The 16,820-nt window shown below is 46.7% G+C and carries 15 protein-coding genes; 12 read left to right on the top strand and 3 right to left on the bottom strand.

All coding sequences use genetic code 11. The features are described from left to right. Positions 1–13: 13 nt before the first annotated feature. The 7 genes from H8Z76_RS04605 to H8Z76_RS04575 all read left to right on the top strand — a co-directional run bounded on the left by H8Z76_RS04605 (position 14) and on the right by H8Z76_RS04575 (position 7,444). The gene (locus tag H8Z76_RS04605; RefSeq protein WP_186981778.1) at positions 14–793 is read left to right on the top strand and encodes an ABC transporter ATP-binding protein; all 780 of its coding nucleotides are present in this window, start codon (positions 14–16) and stop codon (positions 791–793) included. A 151-nt stretch (positions 794–944) separates the two neighbouring features. Beyond that, positions 945–4,385, top strand: a complete 3,441-nt coding sequence (gene topB, locus H8Z76_RS04600; protein WP_186981777.1) for a DNA topoisomerase III — start codon at positions 945–947, stop codon at positions 4,383–4,385. Between the two features lie 48 nt (positions 4,386–4,433). Continuing rightward, positions 4,434–5,102, top strand: a complete 669-nt coding sequence (locus H8Z76_RS04595; RefSeq protein ID WP_147619674.1) for an LbetaH domain-containing protein — start codon at positions 4,434–4,436, stop codon at positions 5,100–5,102. 167 nt (positions 5,103–5,269) lie between these two features. After that, positions 5,270–5,962 (top strand): iron-sulfur cluster assembly scaffold protein, encoded by a 693-nt coding sequence (locus H8Z76_RS04590; RefSeq protein ID WP_147619672.1) that lies wholly within the window; start codon positions 5,270–5,272, stop codon positions 5,960–5,962. Positions 5,963–5,983: 21 nt separating this feature from the next. Then, on the top strand, positions 5,984–6,994 hold the full coding sequence (locus H8Z76_RS04585; RefSeq protein WP_147619670.1) for a GGGtGRT protein: 1,011 nt from the start codon (positions 5,984–5,986) through the stop codon (positions 6,992–6,994). 188 nt (positions 6,995–7,182) lie between these two features. Continuing rightward, on the top strand, positions 7,183–7,320 hold the full coding sequence (locus H8Z76_RS04580) for a hypothetical protein (RefSeq protein ID WP_186981776.1): 138 nt from the start codon (positions 7,183–7,185) through the stop codon (positions 7,318–7,320). Then, entirely contained in the window at positions 7,304–7,444 is a 141-nt protein-coding gene (locus H8Z76_RS04575; RefSeq protein ID WP_186981775.1) for a hypothetical protein, read from the top strand. The genes H8Z76_RS04580 and H8Z76_RS04575 overlap by 17 nt, the downstream gene beginning before the upstream one ends. A 2-nt stretch (positions 7,445–7,446) precedes the next feature. Here H8Z76_RS04575 and H8Z76_RS04570 read toward each other — a convergent pair whose 3' ends face one another. Further along, positions 7,447–8,724 carry a sensor histidine kinase gene (locus H8Z76_RS04570; protein WP_186981774.1) on the bottom strand — a complete coding sequence of 426 codons (1,278 nt, stop codon included), beginning with the start codon at positions 8,722–8,724 and terminating at the stop codon, positions 7,447–7,449. After that, positions 8,721–9,434: a LytR/AlgR family response regulator transcription factor gene (locus tag H8Z76_RS04565; RefSeq protein ID WP_186981773.1), complete on the bottom strand. Its 714-nt coding sequence runs from the start codon at positions 9,432–9,434 to the stop codon at positions 8,721–8,723. Before H8Z76_RS04565 ends, H8Z76_RS04570 begins: the two co-directional genes overlap by 4 nt. Before the next feature lie 409 nt (positions 9,435–9,843). On the opposite strand from H8Z76_RS04565, the gene H8Z76_RS04560 reads away from it, so the two are divergent. From H8Z76_RS04560 to ilvC, 4 genes are all read left to right on the top strand, one after another. Further along, positions 9,844–10,818 carry a CPBP family intramembrane glutamic endopeptidase gene (locus tag H8Z76_RS04560; protein WP_186981772.1) on the top strand — a complete coding sequence of 325 codons (975 nt, stop codon included), beginning with the start codon at positions 9,844–9,846 and terminating at the stop codon, positions 10,816–10,818. Positions 10,819–10,898: 80 nt separating this feature from the next. Continuing rightward, positions 10,899–12,629, top strand: coding sequence for an N-acetylmuramoyl-L-alanine amidase family protein (locus tag H8Z76_RS04555; RefSeq protein ID WP_186981771.1), 1,731 nt, complete (start codon positions 10,899–10,901; stop codon positions 12,627–12,629). Between the two features lie 172 nt (positions 12,630–12,801). Beyond that, entirely contained in the window at positions 12,802–13,302 is a 501-nt protein-coding gene (ilvN, locus tag H8Z76_RS04550; protein ID WP_022516342.1) for an acetolactate synthase small subunit, read from the top strand. Between the two features lie 21 nt (positions 13,303–13,323). Beyond that, positions 13,324–14,346 (top strand): ketol-acid reductoisomerase, encoded by a 1,023-nt coding sequence (gene ilvC, locus H8Z76_RS04545; protein WP_022516341.1) that lies wholly within the window; start codon positions 13,324–13,326, stop codon positions 14,344–14,346. A 125-nt stretch (positions 14,347–14,471) separates the two neighbouring features. Here the strand turns inward: ilvC and H8Z76_RS04540 are convergent, their stop codons facing one another. Then, positions 14,472–15,377 carry a LysR family transcriptional regulator gene (locus H8Z76_RS04540; protein ID WP_022516340.1) on the bottom strand — a complete coding sequence of 302 codons (906 nt, stop codon included), beginning with the start codon at positions 15,375–15,377 and terminating at the stop codon, positions 14,472–14,474. A gap of 186 nt (positions 15,378–15,563) precedes the next feature. Between H8Z76_RS04540 and leuC the strand changes: the two genes are divergently transcribed. After that, positions 15,564–16,820, top strand: coding sequence for a 3-isopropylmalate dehydratase large subunit (leuC, locus tag H8Z76_RS04535; protein ID WP_022516339.1), 1,257 nt, complete (start codon positions 15,564–15,566; stop codon positions 16,818–16,820).

Genomic DNA, 16,820 nt, shown 5'->3' with positions numbered 1-16,820 from the left:
GGACAACAGGCCTATGAAAGAGAGCGAAAATTTAGAGATTGAACATGTAAAGAAAATATTTCAGATCAAAGATGTTTCGTTTGAGGTGCTTACGGATATCGATCTGAAAATCCGTGCAGGAGAATTCATCAGTATCGTTGGGGCGAGCGGATGTGGAAAGAGTACGCTTGCGCGCATGATCGCCGGACTGGAAAAACCGACAGATGGTGAGATAAAAATCGGCGGAAAGCGGGTCGAGAAGCCGTCTGTCCATATCGGGATGGTATTTCAGGAAGCCAGGCTGTTTCCATGGCTTACCGTGGAAAAAAATATCGCGTTTGGAATCCATGAGAAACTTCCGGCGGAGGAAAAGAAAAAACTGGTCGCGGAACATATCAAAATGGTCGGACTGGAAAATTTTGAGAAGGCATTGCCCGGGCAGTTGTCCGGGGGCATGCAGCAGCGGGTCAGTATCGCAAGAGCACTGATCAATCATCCGGCGGTACTTTTGCTGGATGAGCCGTTCGGGGCTTTAGATGCGCTTACAAGGATCCATATGCAAAACGGCATACTGAAAATATGGGAGCAGGAAAAGACGACCATGATACTCATTACCCATGATATTGATGAAGCGATCTTTTTGAGTGACCGGATCTTCGTCATGGGCAAAAATCCGGGAGAGATCAAAAAGGAGATCCGGGTGGATCTGGCAAGACCGCGGGGAAGAAACAGCTATGATTTCGTGAATATCCGGAGAGCGATCTATCAGGAATTCTTTGAAAATTCAGAGGTTGAAATTGAATATTATCTGTAAACAAAAAGAACGGGAGTGCAGGAAAAAAGGCAAAAAGCCTGCCATACCTGTTCTTTTTTCGCTTTGTGGGATCCGGCGAAAAGATTTGCGGGAAAAATGGAATTGTGTTATGATTTCGTTATTGAATTTTTGGAAGAACTAAGGGAGAATTATGGGTAAAAAACTGATCATAACCGAGAAACCGTCCGTGGCACAGGATTTTGCGCGTGTGCTCGGTGTATCCGGAAGAAATAACGGCTATATTGAAAATCATGAGTTTGTCATTACCTGGTGTGTGGGTCATCTGGTGGAGATGGTCTATCCGGAGGAATATGACGAAAAATATAAAAAATGGAAGCTGGAGGATCTGCCGTTTCTGCCGCGTGAGTACAAATACGGTGTCATTGCGAATGTCAAAAAGCAGTATGAGATCGTAAACAATATGCTGCACCGTGAGGATATTGAAACGGTTTACTGGGCAGGCGACTCGGGAAAAGAAGGACAGACCATCGAGGAGAATATCAGAAATTACGGCGGCGTGCGCGAGGGAATGACGGAGCTGCGCGTCTGGATCGATTCCCAGACCGATGAGGAGATAAAGCGCGGGATCACGGAAGCAAAGAGCATGGATGCTTATAAAAATCTCGGAAAGTCCGGGATCATGCGTTCCATTGAGGATTACGCGATGGGCATAAATTTTTCCCGTGCGATGTCCGTCAAATACGGAAAGCTTTTAAATGATGCGGTCGGAACCGGACATTATGTGCCGATCGCGGTCGGCCGTGTGATGACCTGTGTGCTTGGCATGGTCGTGATCCGCGAGCGCGAGATCCGCAATTTTAAGGAGACACCGTTTTACCGTGTGATCGGAAACTTTACCGAAAAAGAGATCGAGGCGGAGTGGAAAAGTATTGCCGGTTCCCGGTATTTTGAAAATCCGCTTTTATATAAGGAAAACGGATTTAAAAAAGAGGAGGACGCCAAAAAACTGATCGGGGAGCTGGAAGGAAAAGAAGCGGTGGTAAAGACGATCGAATCGACGGTCAGCCGGAAAAGGGCACCGCTCTTATTTAATCTGGCGGAGCTTCAGGCGGAGTGCGCCAAGCTTTTTAAGATCAGCCCGGATGAGACATTAAAGGCGGCGCAGGAACTTTACGAGAAGAAGCTTACCACTTATCCGAGAACCGATGCGAGGGTGCTTACGACGGCGGTGGCAAAAGAGATCACCAAAAATCTGAATCGTCTGAAGTCGTATGAGCCGACCAAAGCGTACACCGAGCGTATTTTAAGCGAGGGGATGTACCGGAATCTGGCAAAGAGCCAGTATACAAATGACAGCAAGGTAACGGATCACTACGCGATCATTCCGACCGGACAGACCGGAAATCTCTCCTCGGTGACAGAACTGCAAAAAAGCGTATACGATCTGATCGTCCGCAGATTTTTGTCGGTATTTTATCCGCCGGCGGAATATCAGAATGTCAAGCTCGAAGTCGCAGTCGATACGGAGACGCTGTTTGCCTCAGCAAAGACTTTAAAATCCGCAGGGTATTTAGAGATCGCCGGGCGCAAAAAAGAGGATGAGGAAAACAAAGGATTGATCGAGCTTTCTGCTTCCCTGCAAAAAGGAGATGTGCTTCCGGTAAACGGTTATTCCATCAAAGAGGGAAAGACTTCCCCGCCGAAACGCTATACCTCGGGTTCCATGGTGCTTGCCATGGAAAATGCCGGTCAGCTGATCGAGGACGAGGAACTGCGTGAGCAGATCAAGGGCTCCGGGATCGGAACTTCCGCGACACGCGCGGAGATCATAAAAAAACTGGTACATATCGGGTATCTGAATCTGAATAAAAAGACACAGGTTCTGACACCGGAGCGCTTCGGAGAGATGGTGTTTGAAGTCGTGAGCCTTACCGTTCCGGCGCTTTTAAACCCAAAGATGACAGCGTCCTGGGAGAAAGGACTCGACGGGATCACGAACGGAACCGTGGCAGTGGAAGATTACCGGGAAAAGCTGGAAGAATTTATCCAAAAAGAGACCGTTGCGATCATAGACCGGGATCTGCTTTCCCAGATCGCCGGACGGATCAGCTCGTTTGCAGGCAAAAACGGCAGAGGGATTGGAGCGCGGAAGAAGCTGGGCGTGTCCTGTCCGGTCTGCGGCGGCGAGATCGAGACGACACCGTTTGGCTATGGATGCAGCAACTACAAAAAAGACGGAAGCGGCTGTAAATTTGCGATCGGTCAGATCGCCGGACGCGACTTATCGGAGGAAGAGGTAAAGGATCTTCTGGAAAAGGGACATACGGAGGTACTTTCCGGGTTCCAGTCCCAGAAGAAAAAGAAATTTTCCGCAGCGCTTCTTTTAAAGAAAGAGGACGATGGAAAAACATCCATTCAGTTTGATTTTTCCAAGAATGAGCCGACGGTTGTGGAGGGCGTCAGATGTCCGGTCTGTGGCGGAGCCATCCTGGAGCGCGGCTATGGCTTTTCCTGTGAGCATCATGGAAAAGACGGGGAAAACGGATGCAGCTTTTCGGTGGGACAGATCGCCGGGAAAGATCTGAACAAAGCGCAGCTTACGGAGCTTCTCACCGAGGGGATGACAAAGACGATCCGTGGCTTTAAATCAAAAAGCGGAAAGAAATTCGATGCCTGCTTAAAGCTTGAAAAGGATGAAAACGGAGTGACGCAGGTCAGATTTGATTTTGACCATGTGGAGGCAAAAAAAATAAAGGATGCGGTCTGTCCGCTCTGCGGGGGCGAGATCGTAAAGACACCGTTTGGATATGGCTGTGCCAATTATTCTTCCGCGGACGAGAACAGCTGCCGGTTCTCGATCGGGAAAATGGCGGGAAAAAATCTGACGGAAACGCAGGTGCGCGAGCTGTTAAAGGACGGACGCACATCGACGATCCGCGGATTTAAGTCGAAGACCGGCAACAGTTTTGACGCCCGCGTTACTTTCGCAAAAGAGGAAGACGGAAAGATCACGGGGCTTAAATTTGACTTTCAGGATGTGGAGCCAAAAAAAGTAGAAGGCGTGTTCTGTCCGCTCTGCGGCGGAGATATTGTGCATACGAAATTCGGGTTTGGCTGCGCAAATTACAGTAAGGCGGACGGAACCGGATGCAGATTCGCGATCGGGCAGATCGCGGGCGTGAAATTAAACGAAAGTCAGGTAAAAGAACTGCTTTTGCGCAAAAAAACAGGCGTGATCGAGGGCTTTATCGCAAAGACCGGTATGAAATTTGATGCGCCGTTAAAGCTTACAGAGGATGGAAGAGTCGCGTTTGATTTCCCGGAGAAACCACAGCCGGTTGAAACGGAAGTGGACTGTCCGAAGTGTGGAAAGCACCTGAAGCGTTCGCAGTGGTATTACGAATGTGACTGCGGGTTTAGGCTTCCATACCATGTGGCGCAGGTGGAACTTCCCGAGGAGACCATAAAAGAGCTGCTTACAACCGGAAAGACGAAAGCAAAAGTGAATGGATTTGTATCCAAAAGCGGAAATACCTTTGATACCTGTCTGAAATATGCGGATGAAAGGATCCGGTTTGATTTTGAAAATCCGGGCGAACCGCCACTTGTAAAAGAACCGGCGGCGGAGTAGAATGGGAACGAAAAGAATGAATTGATATCAATAGTACGAGGTGGAATAATGGAAAGAGCAAAAATTACCAGTTTATATGATCTGACACAGACGATCGCGGGGGAATACCTTGCGCGTTACACTTATCCGTGGGAGGCATTAAAGGGGATCGCGGATGTGATAAGAGAGATCGGACCGACATTGGATCCGGAAAGATTTGAACAGCGGGGCGAAGATATCTGGGTGGCAAAGAGCGCAAAGGTGGCGCCGACAGCCGCGTTAAACGGACCGCTCATTATCGATGAGGAAGCGGAGATCCGCCACTGCGCGTTTGTGCGTGGCAGCGCGATCGTCGGAAAAGGCTCGGTGGTCGGAAATTCGACCGAGTTAAAGAACGTTATCATTTTTAATTCGGTGCAGGTGCCGCATTACAATTACGTCGGCGACTCCATTCTCGGTTATAAATCCCATATGGGGGCGGGCTCCATCACCTCCAATGTAAAATCCGACAAAACCCTTGTAGTGGTAAAAGACGGTGAGGAACAGATCGCGACAGGACTGAAAAAATTCGGAGCCATGCTCGGCGATCATGTGGAAGTGGGATGCAATTCCGTGTTAAATCCGGGAACTGTGATCGGAAGAAACACCAATGTATATCCGCTCTCCATGGTGCGCGGTGTGATCCCGGCGGATTCCATCTATAAAAAACAGGGGGAAGTAGTAACAAAGGAGTGCTAGATCACGTTTGTGTCAGCAGCGCAGTTATTGTGAGTATGCACCGGGAAAAAAACATGAAATACTACTTGATGAATTGCAGAAAATGTGCGAAAATAAGTGCGGTATGTTAAATGTCTAACAAAGTTTAACAAAATACATCATTTTATATCTTTGAAAGGAGTCTTATAATGATTTACACTCAGGAAGTTGAAAACATGTGTCCGGTAGCTAAGGGCGCAAAACATGAACCAGCTCCAATCCCGGAAGAGGGAAAATGGGTTCATTCCAAAAAAATTGAAGATATTTCAGGTTTTACACATGGCGTAGGCTGGTGTGCACCACAGCAGGGTGCCTGCAAGCTTTCCTTAAATGTAAAAAACGGTGTGATCGAAGAAGCATTGGTTGAGACCATCGGATGTTCCGGTATGACACACTCTGCAGCTATGGCAGCAGAAATTTTACAGGGTAAGACCATTCTTGAAGCATTAAATACAGACCTTGTATGTGATGCGATCAATACAGCAATGAGAGAGTTATTCTTACAGATCGTTTACGGACGTACACAGAGTGCGTTCTCTGATGACGGACTTGCAGTTGGTGCAGGACTGGAAGATCTTGGTAAGGGACTTCGCTCTCAGGTTGGTACTATGTACGCAACCAAAGAAAAAGGTGTTCGTTATCTGGAAATGGCAGAAGGCTATGTAACAGGTATCGCACTGGATGCTGATAACGAAGTAATCGGATATCAGTTCGTTTCTCTTGGAAAAATGACTGACTTCATCAAAAAAGGTGATGACCCTAACACAGCTTGGGAAAAAGCTAAGGGACAGTATGGCCGTGTAGATGACGCAGTTAAGATCATCGACCCGAGACAAGAGTAGTAGGAAAGGAGAGAAACGACAATGGCTTTATTTGAATCATATGAAAGAAGAATTGACCAGATCAATTCTGTATTAAACAGTTATGGAATCAGCTCTATCGAAGAAGCTGAAAAGATTACAAAGGACGCTGGACTTGATGTATACGATCAGGTTAAGAAAATCCAGCCGATCTGTTTTGAAAACGCATGCTGGGCTTACACAGTAGGTGCTGCGATCGCAATCAAAAAAGGATGCAGAAGAGCAGCAGACGCAGCAGCAGCAATCGGTGAAGGACTTCAGTCTTTCTGTATCCCGGGTTCTGTTGCAGACCACAGAAAAGTAGGTCTTGGACATGGTAACCTTGGTAAGATGTTACTGGAAGAAGAGACAGAATGCTTCTGCTTCTTAGCAGGACATGAGTCTTTCGCAGCAGCAGAAGGTGCGATCGGTATCGCTGAGAAAGCAAACAAAGTTCGTCAGAAACCGCTTCGTGTTATCTTAAACGGTCTTGGAAAAGATGCTGCACAGATCATTTCCCGTATCAACGGATTTACATTTGTAGAGACACAGTATGACTACAAAGAAGCAAAATTAAACGTTGTATATGAGAAAGCATACTCAAACGGACTTCGTGCCACTGTAAAATGCTACGGTGCAGATGACGTTCAGGAAGGTGTTGCGATCATGCATCATGAAAACGTTGGTGTTTCCATCACAGGTAACTCAACCAACCCGACACGTTTCCAGCATCCGGTTGCAGGTACATACAAGAAAGAATGTATCGAACAGGGCAAGAAATACTTCTCCGTTGCTTCCGGCGGTGGTACAGGACGTACACTTCACCCGGACAACATGGCAGCAGGTCCTGCTTCCTACGGTATGACAGATACTATGGGACGTATGCACTCTGATGCACAGTTCGCAGGTTCTTCTTCTGTTCCGGCTCACGTAGAAATGATGGGTCTGATCGGAATGGGTAACAACCCGATGGTTGGTGCTACTGTTGCAGTTGCAGTATCTGTTGAGGAAGCTGCAAAGGCTGGTAAATTCTAAGCATTTACCGACAATAAAAACGTATTTTAATCGAACAGGGTTTGCGTACAGAAATGTATGCGGACTCTGTTTTTTTGAAAATATCCCTGCAGTTTTTACATATGGTAAGCAGCTGCAGCGATTCTTTTATGAGGGCTGGAAAGACCTTTTTGAAATCGGATGAAACAAAAACAGAAGGGACCGGTACGATGCTAGAATCGGTGGAGGAACTTTTAAACGCACCGGAGCAGCATCATCCAAAGGAGAACGCAAGATTATACGACCACACGATCGAATTGAAACATGTGACCTTTGTTAAAAGACGCGCCGGTGCTCATACTCGATGAGGCGACTGCCAATGTCGATCCGCAAAATGAGCAGCTGCTGATCCAGGCGATCGGGGAACCGGGAATCTATGCGGACTTTGTGAACGGGCGAAAGAGAGCGGATCACTGGAAGATCGCGGAATAACATCAGATCGTCAGTGAGAAACAAAGCCAGGTGTGACCGGCATCTGTTTCGTTGGACAAAAGAATCTCGCCGTGGTAATAATCGGTCATGCGCTTTAACTGGTGCAGACCGATGCCATGGCTTTTCTTTGTCTCTTTTTTGGTCGTGTATCCTTTTTGAAAGATCTTCGAGGAAAATTCCGGTGTGAGCTTCGGACCGATATTTTTGATCTGGAACAGAACCCTGTTGTCTCTGGAATCCAAAACGGCATAAACGGTGTCTCCCTCATTTGAGGCTTCGATCGCATTGTCGATCAGGACACCGAACATGGTAATGAGATCATATTCGGGCGTGTTGGTCTTTAAACAGTAATTCCGTATCTCCAGTTCAAACTTCTTTTTTAATATTTCCGCGCGCAGGATCTTGTGGTACAGGAAACCGGCGATCATTTTCATATTGATCTTTAAAAGTGCGACCGGGGCGTTCTGGCTGATCAGATAGTCCGTGTAATCGGTCAGCTCACGGGACAGCGTCTCATAATCATGGCAGGTGGCGGGAAGCATACGGATTGCCTGGATACTGTTGTTGTGCGCGTGCTGTGTCTCACGCACCTGGTCGATCAGCTGTTCCACGATCGGAAGATAGGAATGATACATTTCGATCTGCTGTTTCTGTTTGTGGATCTTTAGGGAGCCGTAAATAATGACGCCGTTGATGCATACGATAAGCAGGGATATCAAAAACAGAAAGAAAAAGTTGTGCAGAATATCCGCCGTAGACTGCTTGACATAATTTACGATACAAAAGATCAGAATAAAGCTGTTGCCGAGAAAAATTTTGGCGGTAACCCCGGCACTTACGATAAATTTGTAAATCAGTTCCAGACGTCCAAGCCGGTAATGGATGACGGAGATCAGAAGACAGAACGAATTTCCGAACAGCGGCATCAGGATGGAATCCTGCGGTATGCGGCAGAGCTGTATCAGCGGAATGGACAAAAGCTGAATGAACACGATCATAATATAGATGATCAGATAGATAAAAAGCTTGTTCAGCGGGCAGTCCTGAAAGATATACATGAAAGCGAAAAGCGAGCACGCAAAGATAATAAATACCGTAAAAAGAGCGTGATACGGAAGCAGCGTGGAAGCAGTCGAGAGCAGCAGCAGCGGAAAACAGGTGAGCACCCGTTTTAAATTCTTTTTTAAGTTGATGCTGTATATCCCGCATCCATGCAGATACAGACAGAGAAATTCAAGCAGCTGACAGAAGAAATTCCCTGATAGAAAGAAAATGATCATTTTTTCGTATACCTCTTTTCAAATTCGCTTTTGTAGGAACGCCCGACCGGAACGGATTCACTGCCGACACAGACAAAGCGGTTTGTCTTATCGTACTGGCTGGCGTGATCGAGATTGATAATATATTTTCTGTGACAGCGGAAAAACGGAAGCCCGAGTTTTTCCGTAAAAGCATCCAAAGTCATGGCACATGTCGTATAGACGCCGTCATTTGTGTGAACCTGGATCTGATGTCCGCAGGAACAAAGATAGAGAACTTCTGAGCCCTTCAGGCGGATATGGATGCCCTGCGTGTCAGAAAAGCTGACCTGCGGTTCGGGAAGATTTCCCGGAAAATGGATCTGATCCAGACAGTGGTAAAGCATCCCCCGGTCGTATGGCTTTAACAGATAGTCAAAGCAGTGTGTCTGATTCAGAGCCTCCAGGATCCGTTCCGGGATGGAGGTAAGGAAAATGATCGGCGTGTGGAGGTATTCCGGGTGCTGACGGATCTGTCTGGCGAGTTCCACACCGTCTTTGGTGTCCGTGCGGTCACAGGGGTTTAATTCTACATCCAGAAGAAAAAGCGAGATATCACTGTGTGAAAGGAGATCCAAGCCCTCCGCGTAACTGGAAGCGCATAAAAGATCATATGCCGGATTATATTCAGTTAAAAGGATCTTTAAAGCGTTTTGCTGGATCGGATCATCTTCTACGATGAGAACAGCCATAATGTCACCCCATTGATATGTAATAACTCCATTGTACAAAAAAGTTGGAGTTCCGTCAAATTTTGACAGAAAAAATTGCCGTTGGTGCATTGTTTCTTGCAGTTCAGGAGAAAAAGCGTGCGAATGCTTGCGGGAAAAGGTGTAAAATGTTATACAATATCTGAGGGAGATGTATTGGGAAAGGAAACTGACCGGATACAGAATGGGAGAATATGAAAAATTGAATTGGCTTTCGGGATATAGAAAAAGGATACCGTAGCAGGGGGGGGGCTGCGGTATTTTTTTGTGCTTTTTTACTCTGCAATAGCGAAAAATTTAAGAAATAATTCATAGATTCTTCATTGGCATTTCAGGAAATACACACAGGATTTTAATATATTTCCGGTAAAATCATCATTGGGTGATAATGATGAAAAAAATTTACGGATGGACAACAAACCTGTTTCGATATATTTATATCCTGCTTGTGGCGGTATGGCTTTGTTCGAGACTTTATGTCATGCGGCAGAGTCTTTTTGGAAAAACGGTGCTGATCCAGGTCGCATTTAGCCTGATCGTACCATTTCTGTACGCCATTCTGACCGGGCTGTTCTTAAAAGGAAAACGCATAGGAAAACTCAGACCGGCGGGGGCACAGAGAAATGGACGCATGACACTGATCCTTGGGATTCTGGCTGGAGTGCTGGTACTTTTTTGCGGGATTATGATACACAGACAGCCCGTTTTCCTGCCACGGACGACCGGAGAGATCCTAAACTGGATAAATGGACGGATGATGGCGCTTGGCATGCGTCCTGGGACATTTTTTATATTTGCGATCCCGTTTGCCGCCTGCCTTACCCAGAGAAAACTGGGAAAAGTCAGTGACCTGCGCGCGTTATTCCTTCTTATTTCAGCAGACGCGTTCGGTGTGGCGGCACTGCTTAGCGGTTATACCAAAGTATGTTCCTATGGATTTTTCGTGCTCTCGCTTTTGTTCGCACTCCAGTATGTCCGGATCTGCTATCGGGAGGCATATGGGGATGCCATATTCCGGGCACCGAAACAGAAAGAAAAACTACAGTGGATCAAAGCAGGAAAAAGGAAAAAAGGAAGATCAGGCACGGCAAGGGGAAAGAAACAGCCGGTCAGAAGAAAAAGAAGCGGGAAGAAGTTGAGCGCACCGCAGCCATTGCGGGAATTTGGGAATAAAAAGAGCAGAAGAGATACCGGAGCGGAAAGAAAAACGGATCGGCCGGTGGAAGAACAGAAAGCACCGGAGCAGGAGACCGGGATGGAGGATGAACTGATCAATATTGAACAGATGCTGGAACTGGAAGCGGAAAAAACGAGAGAAGAGATCCTCTCAGATTTTGACAGAGAAAATTCTGAAAAAAAGAAATGATTTCCTTTTACTATTGCAGGTGGTTTGTATTATAATAGACAAAGAGTAAAAAATTTGAAAAAACAGGTATGGACATATAAATGAGTGGCACAAATGGATATCAGAGCACAAAATTAAATAAGAACAGGGATGTGCGAAAGCGTTCCGGGATAAAAACGGATCTGACCGGTATGCAGCATCCGGGAGCGGCAGGACAGCATAGCAGAACTGCAAGTTCCGATGCGGCACAAAGACAGAGGAGCAGAACTGCAAGTTCCGATGTAGCGCAGAGACAAAAAAGAGCCGGCGATGGCAGGGAGCAGACAGAATACAGACGGTATGAGAACGGAAGCGGAAAGCGCACACAGATGCCGCGAGACAGCAGACGGGCACGGGAACGTTATCGCAGAAGACGGAGAAAAGTGCTGCTCATGCAGATCTCATTTCTTCTTATTTCAGTTGCGATTCTGACGGCACTGGCATTGCTGATCCGGCATACGATCGAAAAGAAAGAAGCGATGGAACCGGCTGCGGCGGCAGTTGAGGAAGAAATCAAAAATGTTCTGGCTGATGTGACAGACGACCGTGTCAGTGTGTCAAAATATTATGTATACGGCACGCATCTGAATCTGGAGGGAACGCTGACGGCGGAAAAGGAGATCCAGTCGATGGAACTGCTTCTTGTGGATGACGCGAAGGGCGTTTCGAGCGAAGAGACAGATGATACATCATCCTCTGCATCTGCGGTGGATGAGGCGGAGCGGATCTATACGCTGACAAAGACGATCGGTGAGGATGGAAGTTACGCGTTCCAGACCTCTGCAAATATCAATGATGGCGTTAATCTGGAAAATATTCCGGACGGTAACTACTGTATGCTGCTGCGGGCTGCCTATTCCGACGGTACGCATGCGTACTATTCATTGACTGATGCGTCGGGAGAACAGGCGATCACCTATTACACGCTGACCAAGGATAACAGCAACCAGAAGATACAGATGTCTTTTGCGCAGGATACGGATGGGACAAACTTAAATTATCTGGAAGTGAATGTGGCAAAATCGGCGCTTCCGGATGATGTCTATGATATCGTGATCGACGCCGGACATGGCGGAAAGGATACGGGAGCGAGCGGCAACGGATATACAGAGTCGGAACTGACGCTTCAGTATGCGAAGGCATTAAAAAGCGCACTGGAAGACAAGGGCTATAAGATCAAGCTGACCAGGGACGGCTCTGAGCCGGCGGATGAGAATATGGCATACACGATGTACGATGAAGACGGCAGAGTGAGCATTGCCTGCCGCTCCGGCGCAAAGTATTGTCTGTGTCTGCATTTGAACAGCAATGCGGAGAAACTGACGCGCGGCGGCGTACAGATCTACTGTTCCATACGGGGAAATGGTGATTTCGCGAAACTGGTTGCGGACGGTATTGTGGCGGACGCCGGAACTGGATATTCCAATATGCAGTCCGACCGTGTGACCGATGGTGTATACGCGGCTCCGTACAGCGAAAAAGGGATCAGCAAAAATGTGGCGACAGCGGAAAAATACGGTTATACGCCATATGATTATTCCGGCGTGGATTCCCTGTTTATGATCCGTGAGCTTGGAGGGATCGCGACCGGTGCGTTTGTGGATGGAAGAGATACCAGATATGGCAGCAACGAATACCGGAATTCCAATACCGGAGTCGAAACGCTTCTGATCGAGCTTGGATACATCAGTATCGATGAAGATCTGAAAAATATCATTTCCAATCAGAAGGGATATGTCAAAGGAATCGTCGATGCGGTGGAAACACAGGTTGAAAATCAGAAGACATCGTAAGCGAAAGGGAAAAACAGAACACAGATATGAATTTTTTGCCCTATAACCATAACTGAATGTTATAGGACAAAAATTTTATATTACTTTAATGCATTTTTGTATTGACAATTAAAGGAGATATGCTAGAATAATTTTAACGTGAGCAAGCGTAAAAAGTAAAGGATGGTTTTCGATGAGAAGACAGGTATTATCCATTTTGGTGGAGAACACTTCCGGTGTTCTAAGCCGTGTATCCGGGCTTTTCAGCCGCAGAGGATACAATGTAGACAGCATCACCGCAGGCGTGACGACAGATCCGCGTTATACCAGGATGACGATCGTTACTTCAGGTGATGAGCTTATTTTGGAACAGATAGAAAAACAGCTGGCGAAGCTGGAAGATGTGATCGATATCAAGCAGCTGCGGGACGGAGAGTCGGTGTGCCGTGAACTGATACTGGTGAAGGTACATGCGGGCGAGGAAGACCGTCAGGCAATCGTGTCGATCGCGAATATTTTCCGCGCAAAGGTTGTAGATGTAAGCCGGGATTCCATGGTGATCGAACTGACCGGAGGTCAGGGAAAGCTGGATGCTTTTTTGGAGCTGATGGCAGGCTATGAGATTCTCGAACTGGCAAGGACAGGTATTACCGGACTGACCAGAGGGTCGGCCGATGTTACTTATTTAGATTAACTTTTTTAGGAGGAATTAAAAATGGCAGCAAAGATTTTTTATCAGCAGGACTGTAACCTTTCCTTATTAGATGGAAAGACGATCGCTATCATTGGATATGGTAGCCAGGGACATGCACATGCATTGAATTTAAAGGATTCCGGATGCAATGTCATTATTGGACTTTATGAAGGAAGCAAATCATGGGCAAAGGCAGAAGCACAGGGATTTAAAGTATACACGGCTGCAGAAGCGGCAAAACAGGCTGACATCATCATGATCCTCATCAATGATGAAAAACAGGCTGATCTTTACAAAAACGAGATCGAACCGAATCTGGAAGCAGGAAATATGTTAATGTTCGCACATGGATTCAACATCCATTTCGGAACGATCGTACCGCCTAAGAACGTAGACGTTACCATGATCGCACCGAAGGGACCGGGACATACCGTTCGTTCTGAGTACCAGGCAGGAAAAGGTGTTCCATGTCTGATCGCTGTTGAGCAGGATGCAACCGGAAAGGCTCAGGATATCGCATTGGCATATGCACTTGGTATCGGCGGAGCAAGAGCAGGTGTTCTTGAAACTACATTCCGTACTGAGACAGAGACAGACCTTTTTGGTGAGCAGGCAGTTCTTTGCGGTGGTGTTTGCGCACTGATGCAGGCAGGTTTTGAAACCTTATGCGAAGCTGGATATGATCCGAGAAACGCATACTTTGAATGTATCCATGAAATGAAACTGATCGTAGACCTGATCTACCAGTCCGGTTTCGAAGGAATGAGATATTCTATCTCCAACACTGCTGAGTATGGTGATTACATTACCGGACCGAAGCTTATCACAGAAGAGACAAAGAAGACCATGAAGAAGATCCTTTCCGATATCCAGGATGGTACTTTTGCAAAAGACTTCTTATTGGATATGTCTCCGGCAGGACGTCAGGTTCACTTCAAAGCTATGAGAAAGAAAGCAGCAGAACATCCGTCAGAAGCAGTTGGTAAGGAAATCCGTAAATTATACAGCTGGAACAACGAAGAAGATAAGCTGATCAATAACTAAAAAATACATATACGCAATAAGAAATCCCTGATCGGTTTTGCGATCAGGGATTTTGTGTAATAGCGAGAGAAAAATGGATGCCGTGCCTGCGCAGACATCCATTTGACGGATAAAAGCAGAAACTTTTAAGAATGCAAAAGCTCGTGGGATTTGTAGAAATCCACAAAAAGCTCTAACGATTTTGATGGCTTGACCGATTTCTTATAGGCAAAACCGACTTCACGTTTGTGGATCGGAAAGCCGAGCGGGATTTCGATCAGAGAGCCGTCCGCAAGCTCTTTTTTTACAAATTCACGGATGACGCAGGCAACACCAACGCTGATCTTGGCAAACTCGATCAGAAGATCCATGGAGGAGATATCGATCGAGTCCTGAACCACAATGTGGTTTTCCTGGAGGTAATCGTCGATATACTGTCTGGTCATGTTGTTTTTATCAAGCAGCATGATCGTGGAGCTCTGCAGGATGCGGTCTTCCTTGACACCTCTTGCTTTTAAGTTGCGCAGATAGTCTTTGGTTGCCACAAAAATATCCTTGATCTCGGCGAGATAATAAAAATCAATGTTTTTTAAACTTTCCGGCTTTCCGATCAGTCCGACATCGATCTTGTTTTCTTCCAACAGCTTTAAGGTGTCATTGGTAGACTGACAGGTGATGGAGATGTTGATGTGCGGATACAGCTTGATGAATTCTTTCAGATAGGGAAGCAGCATGTATTTACAAAGCGTGGAACTGACACCGATCTTTAAATGGCCGACCCCAAGCTCGATGGAATTGCGCAGACGGTCTTCGCCAAGCGCGAGCGTCTCAAACGCGACTTTGACATGGGAGTAGAGCAGTTCGCCCTCCTCGGTCAAACTGACCCCTCGGGAACTGCGCCGGAAAAGTTCACAGTTCATGCTTTCTTCCAGCTTCTGGATCGATTTGCTGATCGCAGGCTGGCTGATATAGAGTTCTTTGGCGGCTTTTGAGATATTGCCGGTTTTCGCGACCGTGTAAAAGATACGGTAGCAGGATAGACTTTGAATCATAAAAAAAACATCCTTTCGTAAAGCAAAATTCATTGGATAAGTATGGCATATGCCATAACCGGTATGCATGATAAACATATTTATTATGTATTACTATTATATCACTACTTATGTTAGAATAGCAACAAAAGATAAAATATTCTTGATTGCTCACGTTATATTTTAAAGTGTAGGAGGAAAATTGAAATGGGAATGACGATGACACAGAAAATTCTTGCGGCGCACGCAGGACTTGACTCAGTCTGTGCGGGACAGCTGATCGAGGCGGATCTGGATCTGGTGCTCGGAAATGATATCACATCTCCGGTCGCAATTCATGAAATGGATAAAATGAAGGTGGATGGCGTTTTTCATAAGGATAAGATCGCGCTGGTTTTGGATCATTTTGTTCCGAATAAAGATATCAAGTCGGCAGAACACTGCAAATGCGTGCGTGAGTTTGCCTGTAAGCATGATATTACCAATTATTTTGATGTTGGAGAGATGGGGATCGAGCATGCGCTGCTTCCGGAAAAAGGACTTACCGTTGCCGGTGATGTGATTATCGGAGCGGATTCACATACCTGTACCTATGGGGCGCTCGGAGCATTTTCCACCGGTGTGGGAAGTACGGATATGGCAGCCGGTATGGCGACCGGAAAAGCATGGTTTAAGGTTCCGTCCGCGATCCGTGTAAATATCACCGGAAAGCCGGGCAAATGGGTCAGCGGAAAAGACGTGATCTTACATCTGATCGGAATGATCGGTGTGGACGGCGCACTGTACCGTTCCTTGGAGTTTGTCGGAGACGGAATTAAAAACTTAAACATGGATGACCGTTTCACGATCGCGAATATGGCGATCGAGGCAGGAGCAAAAAACGGAATCTTCCCGGTGGACGAGATTGCGGAAGCATATATGAAAGAACACAGCAAACGCCCGTATCAGGTATATGAGGCAGATGCGGACGCAGAGTATGATGAGGAATATACGATTGATCTTAGTACATTAAAATCAACCGTATCATTCCCGCATCTTCCGGAAAATACACATACCATCGATGAAGTCGGGGATATCAGGATTGATCAGGTCGTGATCGGTTCCTGTACAAACGGACGTCTGGAAGACTTAAAGACTGCGGCTGAGATCTTAAAGGGCAAAAAAGTGGCAAAGGGACTTCGTGTCATCGTGATCCCGGCAACACAGCAGATCTATCTGGATGCAATGGCAGCCGGATATATCCGTACCTTTATCGAGGCGGGAGCGGTGGTAAGCACACCGACCTGCGGACCATGCCTTGGAGGATACATGGGAATCCTTGCGGCAGGGGAACGCTGCGTATCCACCACAAACCGTAACTTTGTCGGAAGAATGGGACATGTTGATTCCGAAGTTTATCTTGCGAGCCCGGCTGTGGCGGCGGCAAGTGCGCTGACCGGAAAAATTTCCGCACCAGTTGATTGA

The organism is Roseburia yibonii (assembly GCF_014297335.1).
GTDB classification, from domain to species: Bacteria; Bacillota; Clostridia; order Lachnospirales; family Lachnospiraceae; genus Roseburia_D; species Roseburia_D yibonii.
The sequence above is the reverse complement of the archived record's forward strand: the minus strand, read 5'-3'. Positions and strand labels throughout refer to the sequence as shown.